Raw genomic sequence first — 16,079 nt, forward strand, 5'->3', positions numbered from 1 at the left:
ACAGGGCATGAAACCTATATTCGACATGGATGACCGCGCGCGCCTGCCCTGGCGGTTTTTCGGCGCGACGCTATCGGTGCTGGCCCGCCTATGAGGCGCGGCACGACCTGTTGAGCTATCCGAGACATTCCGCCAAACGGGAGAGAACCCATGTCCCCCAAGACACTCTATGACAAGATCTGGGATGCGCATCTGGTGCATGAAGCCGATGATGGCACCTGCCTTCTCTATATCGACCGCCACCTCGTTCATGAGGTGACCAGCCCGCAGGCCTTCGAGGGTCTGCGCATGGCCGGGCGCAAGGTGCGCAAGCCTCAGAACACGATCGCCGTGCCGGATCACAACGTGCCGACCACGCCGGACCGTGTGAACGGCATCCAGAACCCGGAAAGCCGCATCCAGGTCGAGGCGCTGGACAAGAACGCCAAGGATTTCGGTATCCATTATTACCCGGTGAACGATATCCGTCAGGGCATCGTGCATATCGTCGGGCCGGAGCAGGGCTGGACCCTTCCGGGGATGACGGTGGTCTGCGGTGACAGCCACACCGCCACGCATGGCGCGTTCGGCGCGCTGGCGCATGGGATCGGCACGTCCGAGGTCGAGCATGTGCTGGCCACCCAGACGCTGATCCAGACCAAGTCGAAGAACATGAAGGTCGAGATCACCGGACAGCTGCGCCCCGGCGTGACCGCCAAGGACATCACCCTGTCGGTGATCGGGCGCACCGGCACCGCCGGGGGCACCGGCTATGTCATCGAGTATTGCGGCGAGGCGATCCGCTCGCTCAGCATGGAAGGGCGCATGACCGTCTGCAACATGGCGATCGAGGGTGGCGCGCGTGCCGGGCTGATCGCCCCGGACGAGACCACCTATGCCTATATCAACGGTCGCCCCCACGCGCCCAAGGGTGCCCAGTGGGAAGCCGCGATGGCATGGTGGAAGACGCTCTATTCCGATGACGACGCGCATTGGGACAAGGTCATCACCATCAAGGGCGAGGAGATCGCGCCGGTCGTCACCTGGGGCACCAGCCCCGAGGATGTCCTGGCGATCACCGAAAGCGTGCCCGCCCCCGAGGATTTCGAGGGTGGCAAGGTGGATGCCGCGCGCCGGGCGCTGGATTACATGGGCCTCAAGCCCGGCCAGAAGCTGAGCGAGATCGAGATCGACACGGTGTTCATCGGTTCCTGCACCAATGGCCGGATCGAGGATCTGCGCGCCGCCGCCGAAATCCTGAAGGGCAAGAAGATCAAGGACGGCCTGCGCGCGATGGTCGTACCGGGCTCAGGCCTTGTGCGTGCCCAGGCCGAGGAAGAAGGGCTTGCCGATATCTTCAAGGAGGCCGGTTTCGAGTGGCGTCTGGCGGGCTGTTCGATGTGCCTGGCGATGAACCCGGATCAGCTGACGCCGGGTGAGCGTTGCGCGGCCACGTCGAACCGCAATTTCGAGGGCCGTCAGGGCCGGGGCGGGCGCACGCATCTGATGTCGCCGCAAATGGCGGCCGCGGCCGCGGTGACAGGCAGGCTGACCGATGTCCGGGATCTCATGTAGGCCCGGTGCGCCGGATGTGCACGAGAAGCGCGGCGGCGTTCACGGCGACAAGCGCGATTCCCGAGAGTTCGAGAATCCAGTTCATGCGGAGTCCGGCGATGCTCTGGCCGATCAGGGCGTCGACATGGTGAAAGCCGACCGCGCGCACCAGCACGAAGGCGAGGATCGCCGTCAGGCCCAGCAGGGCGACGGCGTTCTGCCAGAAGGCCTTGCGGATGATCCAGAGCAGGATCAGCCCGTAAAAGCCGGTGAGCATGATGAACGACAGGATCGCCGTCACCTGGACACCGCGCCGTTCGGCATACCAGCCCTGAAGCTTGGCGGTGCAGCGCGCCGCGGCGGTGGCGAGCGACTGGAGATCGAGCTGCTTGTTGACCGCCAGGAAGGCCAGCACCACGACCATGAAGGACCAGAAGAAGCGCTGGCCCCGTGGGTGGCGCGGCAGACGGCGGCGCAGGGCGAAAGCCAGCGCACAGGTCAGCGCATAGGCGAGAACGGTGATCCAGCCCATCAGGTGGGGGTCGCCGATCTTCGCCTGCCAATGATCGGAGGTGCAGGTGGCGATCCACTGCAGGTCCGGCCAGGAGATGCGCAAGATATCGTTCACGACTGTGGAGAGTATGACAGCTCACATCCGCTGACCACAGGCTTTCTGGCGTCCGCGCCGCGGATCGCAGGGGTATCATTCTAGGCGATCCAGACAGAACAACACGGCTCGTTGCGGGCCAAGGAGGACAAGATGGAAAAGTTCGAGAAACTCACAGGCGTCGCGGCGCCGCTGCCGCAGATCAATGTCGATACCGACATGATCATTCCCAAGCAGTTCCTGAAGACGATCAATCGGACGGGTCTGGGCAAGAACCTGTTCGACGAGATGCGGTTTGACGACAATGGCAACGAGATCCCCGATTTCGTGCTGAACAAGCCGCAATACCGCGAGACCGAGATCCTGATCGCGGGGGATAATTTCGGCTGTGGTTCATCGCGCGAGCACGCGCCCTGGGCGATCAAGGATTTCGGCATTCGCTGCGTCATCGCGCCGAGCTTTGCCGATATCTTCTACAACAACTGTTTCAAGAACGGCATCCTGCCCATCGCGCTTCCGCAGGAGCAGGTGGATATCCTGATGAAGGACGCCGAAAAGGGATCGAACGCGCGCGTCACCGTCGATCTGGAGAACCAGACCGTGACCACGTCGGATGGTGAGGTGATCGCCTTCGAGGTCGACCAGTTCAAGAAGCATTGCCTGCTGGAGGGGCTGGACGATATCGGGCTGACCCTGGAAAAGGCCGCCGCGATCGACAATTTCGAGGCGCAGTCGCAGAGCGCACGCCCCTGGGTGTAGCACGCGACCAGAGCTGAAGACCGGCCCTTCGCGATGGGGCCGAAGCGCCGCCGGGGCATCTCGGCGGCGTTTTCGTGTCAGGGTGTCGCGCTGCGCGGCTCAGGCGTGGTAGGCGCGCGGGCTGCATCCACATGATGTTGTGGTGAGACACAAGACTGCCCAATTTCTGAACGCGAATTGATGCATTCTCGCACCACCTGCTTCATCAATTCGCCAGAAAAACCCTGTGTTAATAACCAATAGCTTGAGCCGGGGTCCGAAAATGGGCAGAAATTGGACAGAAATGAGGCAAGCCGCCACAATTGGCGGGATCAAGTTGGCACAATGGCGCGACAAAGTATCGGGCCGGACCAGTTTGAAGGGACATGAGCAGTGGTTTCACAGGTAACAAATGCGCTTTTGCGCGCATTCATGGTCGCATTGCTGGTTGCAACGCCGTCCCTGCTCTTGCCCGAGACGCCTTCGGATACCGCGCAGCTGGTGCTGGTGCTGGCGATCCTGGCCTCGTTCATGACATTCATCGAATATTACGGACGCTACCCGAGCATCGTCGAATTCCGCTTTGCGCCGCCGATCAACCGGCTGAAGTTCGCGGGGCTGGCGCTGACGGTGCTCATGCTGACGCTGATCCTGCGCGGCAAGGCCTATCCCACTGAGCTGACCATGTTCCTGACGGTGCTGGGCAACGGGCTGGGAGAGGCGATCGATTTTCCCTATTCGCCGGTCCGGCTGGTGGTGCTGATGCTGCCCGCCGATGCCGATGCCGAGCTGATTGCCTCGGTGCGCACGGCGGCGGGGCTGGCCTATACGATCTCGATCGTGATGCTGTTCGTGTTCATCACCTTTGTCCGTTTCCTGGGCTGGCCGCTGCGCAACGGCGCGTTCAATGTCTGGGTCAACCTGCCGATGTTCGACCCGACGGGCGGGGGCGATGTGCTGCATCGCCTGCGGCGCGATGCCGGTCTTAACATTGTGTTAGGGACTTTGCTGCCATTCTTGATTCCGGCGGCGATCAAGGCGGCATCCGATCTGATCAACCCGGTTTCGATTGCCGACTCGCAGACCTTGATCTGGACGATGAGCGCATGGGCCTTCCTGCCTGCCAGCATGTTGATGAGGGGCATCGCGATGTCGCGCATCGCCGAGATGATCGTCGAGAAGCGCCGCCGCGCCCATGCCCGCGCAGAAGCCGAGGCGATGCAGGGCGCCTGAGCGCGCTTGCGATTGCGTTTCTGCTGATCTTCCTCGCGCAGGCGGATGCGGGCGAGAGGCTGCGGATCGCCAGTTTTCACACCGAACTCAAACGCGACGGCCCCGGTCTTTTGCTGCGCGATCTCATGCGCGGGGAGGATGCGCAGATTGACGCGGTGGCGGCGGTGATCGCCGCGGCGTCGCCGGATGTGATCGTTCTTCAGGGGGTCGATTACGACCTGGAGCTGCACGCGCTGGGCGCGCTGCGGGACCGGATAGCCGATGCGGGTGCGGAGTTCGGGCATTTCTTCGCGCTGCGGCCCAATCGCGGAATGCCGACCGGGCAGGACATGGATGGCAATGGCCGCCTTGGTGAACCCGTCGACCGGCAGGCGTATGGCGGGTTCTCGGGGCAGGGGGGCATGGCGATCCTGTCGCGCTATCCGATCGATGCGGCGGGTGTGCGGGATTTCTCGGGCCTGCTGTGGAAGGACCTGCCGGGTGCTGATCTGCAGATGGCGGATGGCACGCCGGTGATGGCGGCAAAGGCGCTGGCGGTGCAGCGCCTGTCTTCGGTGGGGCATTGGGTGGTGCCGGTGATGCTGCCCGAGGGGCCGGTGCACCTTTTGACCTTTCACGCCACGACGCCGGTTTTCGACGGGCCTGAAGACCGCAACGGGCGGCGCAATCACGATGAGCTGCGGTTCTGGTCGCTTTACATGGACGGGGCGTTCGGGCCGCCGCCGGCAAAGCGTTTCGTGCTGCTGGGCGCGGCGAACCTTGCCCCTGACGAGGGCGAGGGGCGGCATGGAGCGCTGCGGGCGCTGTTGGATGATCCGCGCCTGCAGGACCCGCGCCCGCGCCGAAGCGCGCCGGTGCCGCGCGACCCTGCGCGCGCCGCCGATCCGGCATTCGATACGGTTCACTGGCCCGATCCGGGGCCGGGCGGGCGGCGGGTGGATTACATCCTGCCGTCGGCGGATCTGGAGGTGCTGGCATCGGGCGTCTTGTGGCCGGCGCCGGGCGCGCCGCTGAATGCCGTGGCCGAGGTGGCCAGCCGGCATCGGCTGGTCTGGGCGGACCTGATGATCCGCGATTAGGCGCGCAGATGGGCGGTGGACGCTGTCAGGGCCTGCACCAGTGGCGTCGGCGAGAAGTCGGGCAGCGCGCGCTCGAAGCCCGTTCCGTCCAGCCGGTGCGGCATGTCCCAGAGGTAGCGCATTTCCAGCAGGCCCCCGAGCACCGGCATGAAGGGGCGCAGCAGGTGCAACTGCCACCACGCAAAGGGGCGCAGGGTCACCGGCCGCCCCATGACTTCGCCAAGCGCCTCGGCCAGTTGAGCGCCGGTCAGCGTGTAGCCGGGAAAAAGCACCTCGTTCACACCGGTCATGCGCCGATGGTCCCCGAGCAGCCCCAGGGCCGCGCGCGCCATATCGGGCAGGTAAGCCCAGGCATGGGGCACGTCAGGGGAACCGGGATAGCGCAGCACGCCGCGCGCAAGCCCGGGGGTCATGAGCCTGTCGAACCAGTTGCCCGAGGGTTTGGTATCCAGAAAATCCCCTGCACGAAGGATCAGGGTCCGCACACCCGCGCGGGCATAGGAATCTTCGATCTCGACCCGCAGGCGTCCAAGCGGGTTGGTCGCGGCGTGGGGCGTCTCGGCTGTCCAGAGCGGCCCGGACCCCGCGCCATAGACATAGACATTGCAGGGAAGCAGCACCAGCGCGCCGCTGGCCTTTGCCGCGCGTTGCACGGCGGCATGGAGCGCGGGCAGTTGCGCCGCCCATTGGTGATAGGGCGGGACGGCGGCGACCACGATCACATCCGCGCCCTGCGCCATTTGATCGAGATCGTCATGCCCGCGCCGGTAGCTGCGCAGGGACCAGTGCGCAGCGGTCATGGCCTTCGCCATCGCGCTGCCGAAGCGTCCGTTCTGTCCCATGATAACTGCCGTGCCGGTTATCCGAGCCTCCGCTTGCTGACGTCCTGTCCATATCATCGCCACAGGCGACCCGGATGGATATACCGAATTCCATGATGTCCGTTCCTCATCACGGAATGAAGACGCGGCCCGATCCATCTGTCGAGCGGGCGGGGCTGGCGGGGCGTCGGCCGCCGCCCTCGTTTCTTGACCATTCCCCGGCTTCGGGCTAGGCGAAAGCCGATAGGATCATGCAAAGGACAATGCCCATGAGCACCCCCTCGCTTCTCATTCTGCCCGGTGACGGGATCGGCCCCGAAGTCATGGCCGAGGTCGTCAAGGTGATCGACTGGTTCGGCGCCAAACGCGACCTGCCGTTCGAGGTCAGCGAGGATCTGGTGGGCGGCGCGGCCTATGACAAGCACGGCACGCCGCTGCATGACGATACGATGGCGCGCGCGCAGGAGGTGGATGCGGTTCTGCTGGGTGCCGTGGGCGGCCCAAAATACGACGATCTGGATTTCTCGCTCAAGCCCGAACGCGGCCTGCTGCGCCTGCGCAAGGAAATGGACCTGTTCGCCAACCTGCGCCCGGCGCAGTGCTTTGACGCGCTGGCGGATTTCTCGAGCCTCAAGCGCGACGTGGTCGCCGGACTCGACATCATGATCGTGCGCGAGCTGACCAGCGGCATCTATTTCGGCGAGCCGCGCGGCATCTTCAAGGAAGGCAACGAGCGGGTCGGCGTCAACACCCAGCGTTACACCGAATCCGAGATCGAGCGCGTGGCGCGGTCGGCATTCGAACTGGCGCGCAAGCGCGGCAACAAGGTCTGCTCGATGGAGAAGGCCAACGTGATGGAATCCGGCATCCTGTGGCGCGAAGTCGTGCAGAAGGTGCATGACGCGGATTACGCCGATGTCGAGCTGAGCCACATGTATGCCGATGCGGGGGCGATGCAGCTGTGCCGCTGGCCCAAGCAGTTCGACGTGATCGTCACGGACAACCTGTTTGGCGATATCCTGTCGGATGCGGCGGCGATGCTGACCGGTTCGCTTGGCATGTTGCCCTCGGCCAGCCTTGGCGCGCCGATGGAGAATGGCCGCCCCAAGGCGCTTTACGAGCCGGTGCATGGTTCGGCCCCCGATATCGCCGGGCAGGGCAAGGCCAACCCGATTGCCTGTATCCTCAGCTTTGCGATGGCGCTGCGTTACAGCTTCGACCTGGGCGAGGAAGCGACGCGGGTGGAAAAGGCTGTCGAAAAGGTGCTGGCCGATGGCAAGCGCACCGCCGACCTGCTGGGCGAGGACGGTATCGAGCCGGTTTCGACCTCGGAAATGGGCGACGCGATCCTGGCGGCGCTGGACGCGAGCCTCTGAGCGGCACGCCTTTGCGGCAATGACCAATGGCCCGCGCCCCCAAGGCGCGGGCTTTTTCATGCGTGGGTGCGGGCCTCGGCGGCGTAGTGGCTGAGGCGTTCGGCATGGCCCGCGACACGCTCGAGCCAGCGGATCGCATCGGTGCGGGCAAAGACCTGATCGACTTCGATCAGCCCGGCATGTTCACGCAAGAGCGCGCCGCGCCGGAACCTTTCGGCGCGATACCGGATCAGACGCGCCAGCCGCGAGAACCGCGCCGCGTCCGCGTCGCGCGCGAGCGCCGCGCGGATCGCCGCCACGTCGCGTGTCAGGAGCGGGTCCTTGCGCAGCATGTCGATGCGGCTTCGCTGGCCGCAGCGTTCGAGCAGGCGCTCCAGATGATCGAGCTGGTGAAGCAGGGCGACATAGCGGGCCTGTTCGGGGGCCTTGTCGGGGGGGATATGGATCTTGGCGAGATAGGCGCCGAGCGCCTCGAGAACGGGTGCGCCCTGCGCAGAGACAGAACCGAGCGCGCGCAGGTCGTGATCGGGGCCGATCGCGTTGGCGAGCGCGGTGAAGAGGGTCTGGCGCAACTGATCGGCGACGGTCTGCGCGGCCTCCATCGCCGCGCCTTCATCGGCCAGCAGGCGCTTGTCGAGGGGGGTCGCCATCGGCATCGGCCGGTCGGGGACCAGTGCCTCGACCATGGCGGCAAAGCGGGGGGTGAGGGGCAGGAACACCGCCGCGCCCAACAGGTTGAAGCCGGTGTGAAACAGCACCAGTGCGGTCTGGTCGTCCGACCCGAGCCATGTGCCATGCAGGACCGGCGCGATCAGCCCCAGCAGGGGAAAGGCCATGAGCGCGGTGCCGATATTGAACAGCAGGTTGCCAAGCGCCGTCAGCCGCATCGCCCGCGTGCCGCCAAGTGCCGCGAGGACGGCGGTGAGCGTGGTGCCGACATTGAGCCCGATGACCAGCGCGGCGCCCTGCGCGAAGGTGATCGACCCGGCCCCCAGCAGCACGAGGGTAAGGGCGATGCCCGCCGATGAGGACTGGGTGAGCGTGACGAGGATCACCCCCAGCCCCACCAGCATCAGCCGCCCGGACCAGCCGTCGCCATCCGGCAGCATTTCGGGGTGCAGCAGCGCATCGGCGCCATCAAGCCCGCCCTGCATCATGTCGAGCCCGATGAAGAGCAGGCAGAACCCGGCCAGGGCACGCGCCGCGCGCGCCACCCAGCCATGCGCCAACATCGCCGCCAGTGCCGCGACGAAGATCACCGGCAGCACGGCGGTGCCCAGCTTGAGCTTGAAGCCGAGGATCATCACGATCCAGCCGGTCAGCGTGGTGCCGATGTTGGCGCCGTAAAGAACGCCCAGCGCATGGGCGAAGCTGAGCAGCCCCGCGCCCACCGCGCCGATGGTCATCAGCGTGACCGCCGTCGAGGATTGCAGCGCCCCGGTCGCCACCGCCCCGGTCAGCGTGCCGCGCAGCGGCGAGGCGGTGAAACGCCCCAGCATCCGGCGCAGGTCAGGCCCGGCGGCCTCGCGCAGGGCGCCGGTCATGATGTCCATTCCGATCAGGAACAGGCCGACGCCGCCCAATGCGGTCAGAAGATTCAATGTCATGGTTCTGTCTCCGACGACAGACAATGCAAATCCTGCGCGTCGAATACAAGCGCGCCGCGATACCCCCTTGCAAAGAAGGCCTGCGACGTATAATCGCCTGTTCCACGGTCGGAGTGTAGCTCAGCCTGGTAGAGCACTGTCTTCGGGAGGCAGGGGCCGGAGGTTCGAATCCTCTCACTCCGACCAATAATTTCAGATACTTAGCAATTGTTGTTCCGGCCCTCATTCAGGGCCGGTCCGGATTTGATCCGGATTTTGCGGTTCTTTGGAGACGTTTTCCTGAGTCTCTTGGTCCCAGAAACCGAAAGGCCGCTGACCGGGCTGGCACCCGCGTCAACGGCCAAATCGAAAAGTTTGCGGAAGTTGGATACCAGATCGCGCCCGTGATCGCAATTGCGGGAGGGGCCGATGTCTGAGCTTCTGCCCTTCTGCAAGATCAAGCTGCAATACCTGCTGGAGATGGTCACGGACCACGACCTGGACGACAACGCCTTGCGCGTGGCCCTCTACCTGGCACTGGCGCATGCAGACCACGAGACCGGCGAGAGCCGCCCGTCTTTCGAGACCATAGGCGCGGCCATCGGCAAACACGCCAAGTCGGTCAAACGCGCGCTGAACAAGGTCGAGGCGGCGGGTTACATGACCGTGGAGCGCGGGACCAACAAGGGAAAATCCTCGCGCTACCGCCCGACCGAAGCGGCTCTGAAACGGGCCACCGAGCGCCGCCGGGAGGGGGACAAGGTTGTCCCGCTTGGCCGCGCCAAAGGGGGACAATCCTGTCCGCAAAACGGGACAGACCTGTCCGGCAAAGGGGGACAGGATCGCCCCCCGAACAGAGAACAAGAACTTAGAAAAGAACAGGGGCGCGCGTCCGCGCCGGATTTGCCCGATGAAGGGCAATCCGGCGGAACGCGCCCGGACCTGGTGTTTGTCCCGAGGGGCATCTGCTTTGTCCGGGACTGGGACGACAGGCTGGCCCGGGAAGGCATGACGACGCTGGAGCGCAGCCTGCCCATCGTACCGAACGGGCGACATTTGGGTTTCTGGCTGCCAGCCCAGATACCGGCCCCGGTGGGCAGTGCGGAATGGCAGGCGCAGTTGCGCGCTCTGCGGGATGTCATTCGTCAGGCGCAGGATGGCGAATGCGCCGCGTCTTCTGCAACCCGTATCGCCTCCTTTGCACCGCGTCAGATGCAGCGCGCATCACGTCTTCCGCAGGATGTTGCCCCGACCGTGGGGGAGAACCGCCATGCGGTCTGAGGAAACAGCAAGGCGACCCATGTCATACGCTGGCGCGGATGACACGGGACCTTGCGAGGGGCGGCAAGCCTCCCCTTCGAACCCCACCGGCGCGGGTAAGCCCCGCGCAAAGGAGCCGCTGACCGAGACCTTCGTCTTCCGTTGCACGGCCACCGAGAAGGCCGAGCTGCGCGCCAAGGCCGAGGCCGCAGGTCTGCCCGCCGCAACGCTCCTGCGCGAGGCGCTTGGCCTGACCGAGGCGCGCCGACGCAAGCCTATGCCGCGCGTCGATCCGGCGCTGGTGCTGGCGGTCGGGCGCATCGGCGGCAACCTCAACCAGATCGCCCGCTGGCTGAACCGCGCGATGCTGATGGGTCGCACCGATCTCGACAGCCTGACCGTCGCGCGCCGCCTCTTGGTGATCGAACGCCAGCTTGCCCAGATCGTTGAGGCGGCGCGGCAGTGCTGATCAAGTTCTTCCCCAACGGCAAGGGCGCGGGCGCGGGGCCGGTCGGCTACCTCGTGGCCGAGCGCGTGCTGGCCTATGACGGCAACCGCGACCTGATCCGCGATGCCGACGGCCAGCCCCCGACCGTGACGCGCGATCCCTTGCCCGAAGTGCTGCGCGGCGACCCAAGCCGCACCGAGGCGCTGATCGACGCCAGCCGCCACCAGTGGACTTACCGCGCGGGCGTTATCAGTTTTGCGGCCGAAGACGCCCCCAGTGAGGCGCAGCAGGCCGAGGTCATGGACGCCTTTGAACAACTGGCCTTTGCCGGGCTGGACGGTGAGCAATATGACATGCTCTGGGTCCGTCACAGCCACGAGGACCGCGTCGAGCTGCATTTCTGCACCCCGCGCCTGGAGCTGACCACCGGGCGCAGCCTCAACATCGCGCCACCGGGCTACCAGGACGCCTATGACAGCCTGCGCGACCTGATGAACCAGCGCCACGGCTGGGCCGATCCGATGGAGCTGGAGCGCGTCCAGGAGGTGCGCGACACCATCGAGGCCCCGACCCGTGCCCATGGCCGCGACGAGCTGCACGCGTGGATCCTCGATCAGATATCGATGGGTCTGATCGTGGATCGCGCCAGCATGATCAATGCCTTGGCCGATGCGGGCTTCGACCTGCCTCGCATCGGCAAGGCCTACCTGACCGCGCAAGATCCCGAGACCGGCGAACGCTGGCGCCTGAAAGGAGAGATTTTCCATGAAGACTGGCAGGCCGACCCGGCTGAGCGAGAAGCTGAACGCGGAGCTGGACACGATACGCCAGGGCTACGCCGCCTCGATGGCATCCCAGCTGGAGAGCTTCAGGACCGATTTGACAGGCATTGCGAGCGACGCGCGGCGTACCATCGAGAGCGATACGCGCCGCTTCCTGAACGAGAACAGGAGCTTGTTCGAGACGCGGACCGACCAGATCAGGCGCTGGCTGACGATCTCGCCTTGGGTGATCTCGGGGCTGATCGTGACGGGGATCGCCTCGATGATGGTCGCGAGCTGGTTCTGGACGTCCATGCTGACGCGCTCGGAGCTGACGGAACTCGGCCTGACACGGATCGACCAGGGGGAGCAGACCTGGCTGACGCTGGACCCCGAAAGGACCGAGCTGAAGACCTGCACGCTGGCCGGGACGCCGGTCATCTGCATCAAGATCGAGGAGAAATGAATGACGACACCCCTGACAGCCTTGGAACGCGACTTGCTCGCCTGCGTCGAGCGGTTGGTGACGGCCTGCGAAACCTCAACGCAGGAATTGAGCGGGTTAGAGGCGCGCTCGACGAAGAGGCTGCAAGCCCAGTTGGATGGTATCGCGGGTTGCGCGACGTTGCTCATACGCTCGCAGATCGCGTCAATGCAGGCGTTGCGTGGCTTGCTGAGCGAAGAGGCCACCTACAACGCGCTGGACGCGAAGTTGAACGAGAGCTTGATGCTAGCGAGGGACGCCGAAGAGCGGCTGAGACAGAGCTAGAGGTGCGGGATCGGGATATGGATCGCGGGCTGACGCATTGAGCCATTTGCCAAGCTACGAGTTGGCAAATGCGCGCCCTTTGCCATGCTATGGCTTGGCGCGCGAAAGACCCTTGGGGAGTTCAGGCCGCGCCGGCACTATTCCGTGGGTCGGTTGCCGGATTGTCCGCGTAGAGGAAGTGCTTGGCATCTTCACGGATTTCCAGCGTCGCGCCGTCAATGACGCCAACGGCAAGACCAGCGTTGACCCTGCGCGCAGGCTTGCCGGCACTCAGCCATCTCGCAGCCTTCTCGACCGAGAAACGCCCCTTGCGCGTTCCTGCGCCGTTACCTTGCGCGGCTTCAATGATGACCACGGCAACCTCTTCCATACGGAACAGGCCGCCTTGGCTCGGCAAGGGCATTTTTCGCTTCTGGAGAGACTGGCGTGTAACTTCGAGCCGCTTTGCAACATCAGCGAGGCTGACCAAGTCGGGTCGCACTTCACGCAGTACTGACCCAACAGGAAGCTGTTTCCGGATCGCGCGCGCGGCGTCGAGAATGGCGTCTTCGGCGTGATCGCTGGCAGCTTCCAGCGCGATTCCGATCATGCCAGGGACACCAGTGCCAACGATGGCGTCCTCGAATCCCGCCTCGAAGACCGCATCCATCAGGTCGAACGCATCGTGATCGCCTTCGGGAAGGGCAAAGACCAGTTCGAATTCGATTTCTGCCATGTCATTCATCCTCTTGAGCGCCACCATCGGCATTGCCGAGCTTCGTGCAGCCAAGCGCCCGGTTCCTCAGTTGCCGGGCAAACCGGCCCGGATTCTGTGGCGTCGACCAGACACCCATCTGACAAAACTCACCGCACCGGCAGTCCGGATCGTTGTTCGGGCACCTGATCAGGCCCCAGGCATGCCCGCGCCCGGAACGCAGAGTGACCGTCCACCCCAAGGCTTCCAGCTCACGCAAGACCGTCTCGATCTCCTTGGATTTGTGCGGCTTACGGGGCATGATATAGGCTTTCTGATTTAAGTTGTCAATCGACAACTTTATGGGGCGACGTTCGATCCAGATGCTTCAAGCATATTGACTGGGCAACAACAACGGCCCGGTGCGCCATTGCCTAATGCGGCTCGACCTGAAGCTCACCACGTTCCATTTCAGGCTCATCTGACTTGAGCCAAGTTGCCACCATCTCTGCCGTTTGCGTCATTGCTTTGGGGTTCCGCAAAGCGCATTCCCAAACGGTGGCAACTCGCCACCCCTTGCTGGTCAATCTCTCGTGGACGGCAGCGTCTCTGGATACGTTTGCAGCAAATTTCTTGTTCCAGAAGTCCTCGCGTGTCTTGGGAACGGTTGCATATCGACAACCGGCATGACGGTGCCAGAAGCACCCATGAACGAACACGACCGCGCGATACTTTGGAAACACGATGTCAGGCCTTCCGGGGACATCCTTCACATGCAGCCGGAATCGAAAACCCCGCGCGTGAAGGGCCTTTCTGAGAGCAAGCTCGGGCTTCGTATCCTTGCCGCGAATGTTGCTCATCATCTGTGAGCGGGTTCTGGCATCAACGATGTCTACCATTCCTACTCCTTGCCATGAGTCCGAAAACCTGGAAAGAGGAGATCGAGGAGTAATGCAGTGTCAAAACCCGTTCAGATAATTGATCTATTCTCCGGCCCGGGTGGCCTTGGCGAGGGATTTTCATCGTGCATGCAGACGGATGGCTCTCGTGCCTACGAGATTTCTGTGTCGATTGAGAAGGATAGTGCTGCGCACAAGACACTCCGACTTCGCGCGTTCTTGCGTCAGTTCAGCGAGTTTCCACCCGAGTACTATTCATGGATTTCCGGAAAGCACGACTGCCCGGATTGGAAGAAGCTCTATCCGCGTGAATGGAATGCCGCCGAGAATGAGGCCGTTTGCGCGGAGCTTGGGAAGGCAGAAACCACCGCGCTCTTGTCGGAGAGGATTTCCGAAACCAACAGAACAGCAGGCGATCGAACGCTTTTGATCGGTGGTCCGCCTTGCCAAGCATACTCTCTTGCCGGGCGCTCACGTAACGCAGGCATTGAGGACTACAGGCCGAAAGACGATGAGCGCAACTTCCTCTACCGCGAATATTGTCGTGTCTTGAATGAGTTGAGTCCCGCTGTTTTCGTAATGGAGAACGTCAAGGGCATGCTCTCTTCGTCTGTCGAGGGGTTGGCGATTTTCGAACAGGTCTTGTCTGATCTCCAAACTGCTGGTCCCGGCTACAGGCTCATGTCCTTGTCGGCCAACATCCAGCCGGGAGATCATCCCGAACCGAAGGATTTCGTCATTCGCGCAGAAGACCACGGAGTGCCGCAGGCACGCCACAGGGTGATCATCGTTGGTATCAGATCGGATATTGACGCGGGTTCCGCGCCCAGACTTCGTCGGCGGAACACTAAGGCGCAGGTCAAGGACATGTTGACCGGCTTGCCGCGGCTGAGAAGCGGATTAAGCAGACGCGACGACGAATATGCCTGGTATGACGCTGTTGTAGATGCGATCGAAGCCGTTGGTCAGGTCACTCGGGAGTACCCAGGCGAAAACTTTCGCAGCTTTCAAGATGAGTTGGATCGTGTCGAGGAACGATTGCTGGCAACGTCGCAGATGGGCCGAACGAACCACGCGCGAAAACCCCTATCAAGGAAACTGCAGCCCGAGCTTGCCGCGTTCCTCGACGACCCGAACCTGATAGGCGTCTCGGGTCACGAAACCCGTGGACACATGCCGTCCGATCTTGCCCGATATCTGTATGCCGCCTGTTTCGCGAAGGCCGAGGGTCTGAGCCCGCGTGCGCATCAGTTTCCAGACATCCTGGCGCCGAACCACAAGAACTGGAAAACGGGCAAGTTCAATGACCGGTTTCGTGTGCAGGTCGGGAATGCTCCGGCTTCGACGGTAACGAGTCACATCTCGAAGGACGGGCACTACTTCATTCACCCCGACCCGACGCAGTGTCGCAGTCTGACTGTACGCGAGGCTGCGCGGTTGCAGACCTTCCCAGACAACTACCATTTCATGGGCAATCGCACCGAGCAGTTCGTCCAGGTTGGGAACGCCGTGCCGCCGTTTCTTGCGCGGCAGATTGCGGAGGCTCTGTTACCCGTCTTTTCTGATCTGGTTTGACCAAGCGAGAGACACTTAGCCTCAAAGAGGCATGTCGATGCGTGGTTGAAGAAACAAACTACCGAAAAAAACCGCTGTCCGGGTTGCGTGTTTCCTCCAAGACACCAAAGACACCAGATATCAAATCGTCGCGTCGCGAGTAAAACCTTACGGTCACGCCACCTTCTTTGAACATGTCCAAGGCAACCTCGAAGTGCCGACCGAATTTCTTGTCCTTCAAATCTGGCGCAAAAGTCCGAAGCTCGCTAACGCCAGATTGGATAATTGCCCTAGCGCAATCAGCGCAGGGAAAGCTGTTGCAATACATCCGGCAGTTCGACGTGGACACGCCAGCACGGAGCATGTTGAACAGCGCATTTCGCTCGGCGTGTTCGAACCACAGGTACTTTTCGCCGTTTTCGCGTGAATGACGCTTCGCGTGTTCTGCACTCACACCTCTTGGCAAGCCATTGTAGCCGGTCGATCTGACCTCGTTGGCATCGCCAACGACAACACAACCGACCCGCCTGCTGCGATCCTCACTCCACGACGCGACTAGGTCTGCCATTGCAAAGAACCGAGCATCCCATCTATCACAGTTGAAAATGTTCATGGCTAGGGTCTGGACTCATTGAGTTTCAAAGCCAGTAGATGACGATGGCCGCGAGAGCGATGGCTGACAGGAAGACCTTTGGGCACCTGTCGTAACGGGTCGCAACACGCCTCCAATCCTTGAGCCTGC

16 protein-coding genes, 1 tRNA gene and 1 pseudogene are annotated in these 16,079 nt (G+C 63.2%); 10 read left to right on the forward strand and 8 right to left on the reverse strand.

The annotated features are described in order from the left end of the window. Positions 1-150: 150 nt before the first annotated feature. On the forward strand, positions 151-1,554 hold the full coding sequence (gene leuC / locus ROH8110_RS10915; RefSeq protein ID WP_085817758.1) for a 3-isopropylmalate dehydratase large subunit: 1,404 nt from the start codon (positions 151-153) through the stop codon (positions 1,552-1,554). On the opposite strand, the gene ROH8110_RS10920 is transcribed toward leuC, so the two are convergent. Next, entirely contained in the window at positions 1,547-2,161 is a 615-nt protein-coding gene (locus ROH8110_RS10920; protein ID WP_085817759.1) for a hypothetical protein, read from the reverse strand. The two genes, leuC and ROH8110_RS10920, sit on opposite strands and share 8 nt — an antisense overlap. A 132-nt stretch (positions 2,162-2,293) precedes the next feature. Here ROH8110_RS10920 and leuD point away from each other — a divergent pair, with 132 nt between their 5' ends. The 3 genes from leuD to ROH8110_RS10935 all read left to right on the forward strand — a co-directional run bounded on the left by leuD (position 2,294) and on the right by ROH8110_RS10935 (position 5,190). Continuing rightward, positions 2,294-2,899: a 3-isopropylmalate dehydratase small subunit gene (leuD, locus tag ROH8110_RS10925; protein WP_085817860.1), complete on the forward strand. Its 606-nt coding sequence runs from the start codon at positions 2,294-2,296 to the stop codon at positions 2,897-2,899. Between the two features lie 411 nt (positions 2,900-3,310). Further along, a complete protein-coding gene (locus ROH8110_RS10930) occupies positions 3,311-4,111 on the forward strand; it encodes a hypothetical protein (RefSeq protein WP_245962800.1) in 801 nt (266 codons plus the stop codon). Positions 4,112-4,236: 125 nt separating this feature from the next. Further along, positions 4,237-5,190, forward strand: a complete 954-nt coding sequence (locus tag ROH8110_RS10935) for an endonuclease/exonuclease/phosphatase family protein (protein ID WP_245962831.1) — start codon at positions 4,237-4,239, stop codon at positions 5,188-5,190. Here the strand turns inward: ROH8110_RS10935 and ROH8110_RS10940 are convergent. Next, positions 5,187-6,032, reverse strand: coding sequence for a Rossmann-fold NAD(P)-binding domain-containing protein (locus ROH8110_RS10940; RefSeq protein WP_245962799.1), 846 nt, complete (start codon positions 6,030-6,032; stop codon positions 5,187-5,189). The genes ROH8110_RS10935 and ROH8110_RS10940 overlap by 4 nt on opposite strands. 248 nt (positions 6,033-6,280) lie before the next feature. On the opposite strand from ROH8110_RS10940, the gene leuB reads away from it, so the two are divergent. Beyond that, a complete protein-coding gene (gene leuB / locus ROH8110_RS10945; protein WP_085817761.1) occupies positions 6,281-7,387 on the forward strand; it encodes a 3-isopropylmalate dehydrogenase in 1,107 nt (368 codons plus the stop codon). 56 nt (positions 7,388-7,443) lie between these two features. Here leuB and ROH8110_RS10950 read toward each other — a convergent pair whose 3' ends face one another. After that, positions 7,444-8,994: a Na/Pi cotransporter family protein gene (locus ROH8110_RS10950; RefSeq protein WP_085817762.1), complete on the reverse strand. Its 1,551-nt coding sequence runs from the start codon at positions 8,992-8,994 to the stop codon at positions 7,444-7,446. A gap of 109 nt (positions 8,995-9,103) precedes the next feature. On the opposite strand from ROH8110_RS10950, the gene ROH8110_RS10955 reads away from it, so the two are divergent. From ROH8110_RS10955 to ROH8110_RS10970, 4 genes are all read left to right on the forward strand, one after another. Continuing rightward, a tRNA-Pro gene (locus ROH8110_RS10955) sits at positions 9,104-9,180 on the forward strand. Between the two features lie 222 nt (positions 9,181-9,402). Then, a complete protein-coding gene (locus ROH8110_RS10960) occupies positions 9,403-10,254 on the forward strand; it encodes a helix-turn-helix domain-containing protein (protein WP_085817763.1) in 852 nt (283 codons plus the stop codon). 19 nt (positions 10,255-10,273) lie between these two features. Next, complete coding sequence (locus ROH8110_RS10965) at positions 10,274-10,702, forward strand: plasmid mobilization protein (protein WP_245962892.1); 429 nt, start codon at positions 10,274-10,276, stop codon at positions 10,700-10,702. Further along, a complete protein-coding gene (locus ROH8110_RS10970; RefSeq protein ID WP_085817764.1) occupies positions 10,696-12,252 on the forward strand; it encodes a relaxase family protein in 1,557 nt (518 codons plus the stop codon). Before ROH8110_RS10965 ends, ROH8110_RS10970 begins: the two co-directional genes overlap by 7 nt. Positions 12,253-12,332: 80 nt before the next feature. On the opposite strand, the gene ROH8110_RS10975 is transcribed toward ROH8110_RS10970, so the two are convergent. The 3 genes from ROH8110_RS10975 to ROH8110_RS10985 all read right to left on the reverse strand — a co-directional run bounded on the left by ROH8110_RS10975 (position 12,333) and on the right by ROH8110_RS10985 (position 13,783). Beyond that, on the reverse strand, positions 12,333-12,926 hold the full coding sequence (locus ROH8110_RS10975) for a hypothetical protein (RefSeq protein ID WP_085817765.1): 594 nt from the start codon (positions 12,924-12,926) through the stop codon (positions 12,333-12,335). 1 nt (position 12,927) lies between these two features. Continuing rightward, positions 12,928-13,242, reverse strand: coding sequence for a hypothetical protein (locus tag ROH8110_RS10980; protein ID WP_176236598.1), 315 nt, complete (start codon positions 13,240-13,242; stop codon positions 12,928-12,930). 76 nt (positions 13,243-13,318) lie between these two features. Then, positions 13,319-13,783, reverse strand: a complete 465-nt coding sequence (locus tag ROH8110_RS10985; protein ID WP_085817767.1) for a very short patch repair endonuclease — start codon at positions 13,781-13,783, stop codon at positions 13,319-13,321. A gap of 57 nt (positions 13,784-13,840) precedes the next feature. On the opposite strand from ROH8110_RS10985, the gene ROH8110_RS10990 reads away from it, so the two are divergent. Beyond that, complete coding sequence (locus ROH8110_RS10990; RefSeq protein WP_245962893.1) at positions 13,841-15,358, forward strand: DNA cytosine methyltransferase; 1,518 nt, start codon at positions 13,841-13,843, stop codon at positions 15,356-15,358. A gap of 58 nt (positions 15,359-15,416) precedes the next feature. Here ROH8110_RS10990 and ROH8110_RS10995 read toward each other — a convergent pair whose 3' ends face one another. Both ROH8110_RS10995 and ROH8110_RS18475 read right to left on the reverse strand, forming a co-directional pair. Next, positions 15,417-15,950: a deoxycytidylate deaminase gene (locus ROH8110_RS10995; RefSeq protein WP_085817769.1), complete on the reverse strand. Its 534-nt coding sequence runs from the start codon at positions 15,948-15,950 to the stop codon at positions 15,417-15,419. Positions 15,951-15,975: 25 nt separating this feature from the next. After that, a pseudogene (locus ROH8110_RS18475) lies at positions 15,976-16,079 on the reverse strand (IS5/IS1182 family transposase); the annotation flags it as partial.

It is taken from the genome of Roseovarius halotolerans (assembly GCF_900172255.1).
GTDB classification, from domain to species: domain Bacteria; phylum Pseudomonadota; class Alphaproteobacteria; order Rhodobacterales; family Rhodobacteraceae; genus Roseovarius; species Roseovarius halotolerans.

Excerpts from the sequence above, each read along its gene's own strand:
- ROH8110_RS10940 (WP_245962799.1), bottom strand. The coding sequence starts at position 6,032 with ATGGGACAGAACGGACGCTTCGGCAGCGCGATGGCGAAGGCCATGACC.
- ROH8110_RS10985 (WP_085817767.1), bottom strand. The coding sequence starts at position 13,783 with ATGGTAGACATCGTTGATGCCAGAACCCGCTCACAGATGATGAGCAAC.
- ROH8110_RS10950 (WP_085817762.1), bottom strand. The coding sequence starts at position 8,994 with ATGACATTGAATCTTCTGACCGCATTGGGCGGCGTCGGCCTGTTCCTG.
- leuB (WP_085817761.1), top strand. The coding sequence starts at position 6,281 with ATGAGCACCCCCTCGCTTCTCATTCTGCCCGGTGACGGGATCGGCCCC.
- leuC (WP_085817758.1), top strand. The coding sequence starts at position 151 with ATGTCCCCCAAGACACTCTATGACAAGATCTGGGATGCGCATCTGGTG.
- ROH8110_RS10995 (WP_085817769.1), bottom strand. The coding sequence starts at position 15,950 with ATGAACATTTTCAACTGTGATAGATGGGATGCTCGGTTCTTTGCAATG.
- ROH8110_RS10975 (WP_085817765.1), bottom strand. The coding sequence starts at position 12,926 with ATGGCAGAAATCGAATTCGAACTGGTCTTTGCCCTTCCCGAAGGCGAT.
- ROH8110_RS10960 (WP_085817763.1), top strand. The coding sequence starts at position 9,403 with ATGTCTGAGCTTCTGCCCTTCTGCAAGATCAAGCTGCAATACCTGCTG.
- ROH8110_RS10930 (WP_245962800.1), top strand. The coding sequence starts at position 3,311 with ATGGTCGCATTGCTGGTTGCAACGCCGTCCCTGCTCTTGCCCGAGACG.
- leuD (WP_085817860.1), top strand. The coding sequence starts at position 2,294 with ATGGAAAAGTTCGAGAAACTCACAGGCGTCGCGGCGCCGCTGCCGCAG.
- ROH8110_RS10935 (WP_245962831.1), top strand. The coding sequence starts at position 4,237 with ATGCGCGGGGAGGATGCGCAGATTGACGCGGTGGCGGCGGTGATCGCC.
- ROH8110_RS10965 (WP_245962892.1), top strand. The coding sequence starts at position 10,274 with ATGTCATACGCTGGCGCGGATGACACGGGACCTTGCGAGGGGCGGCAA.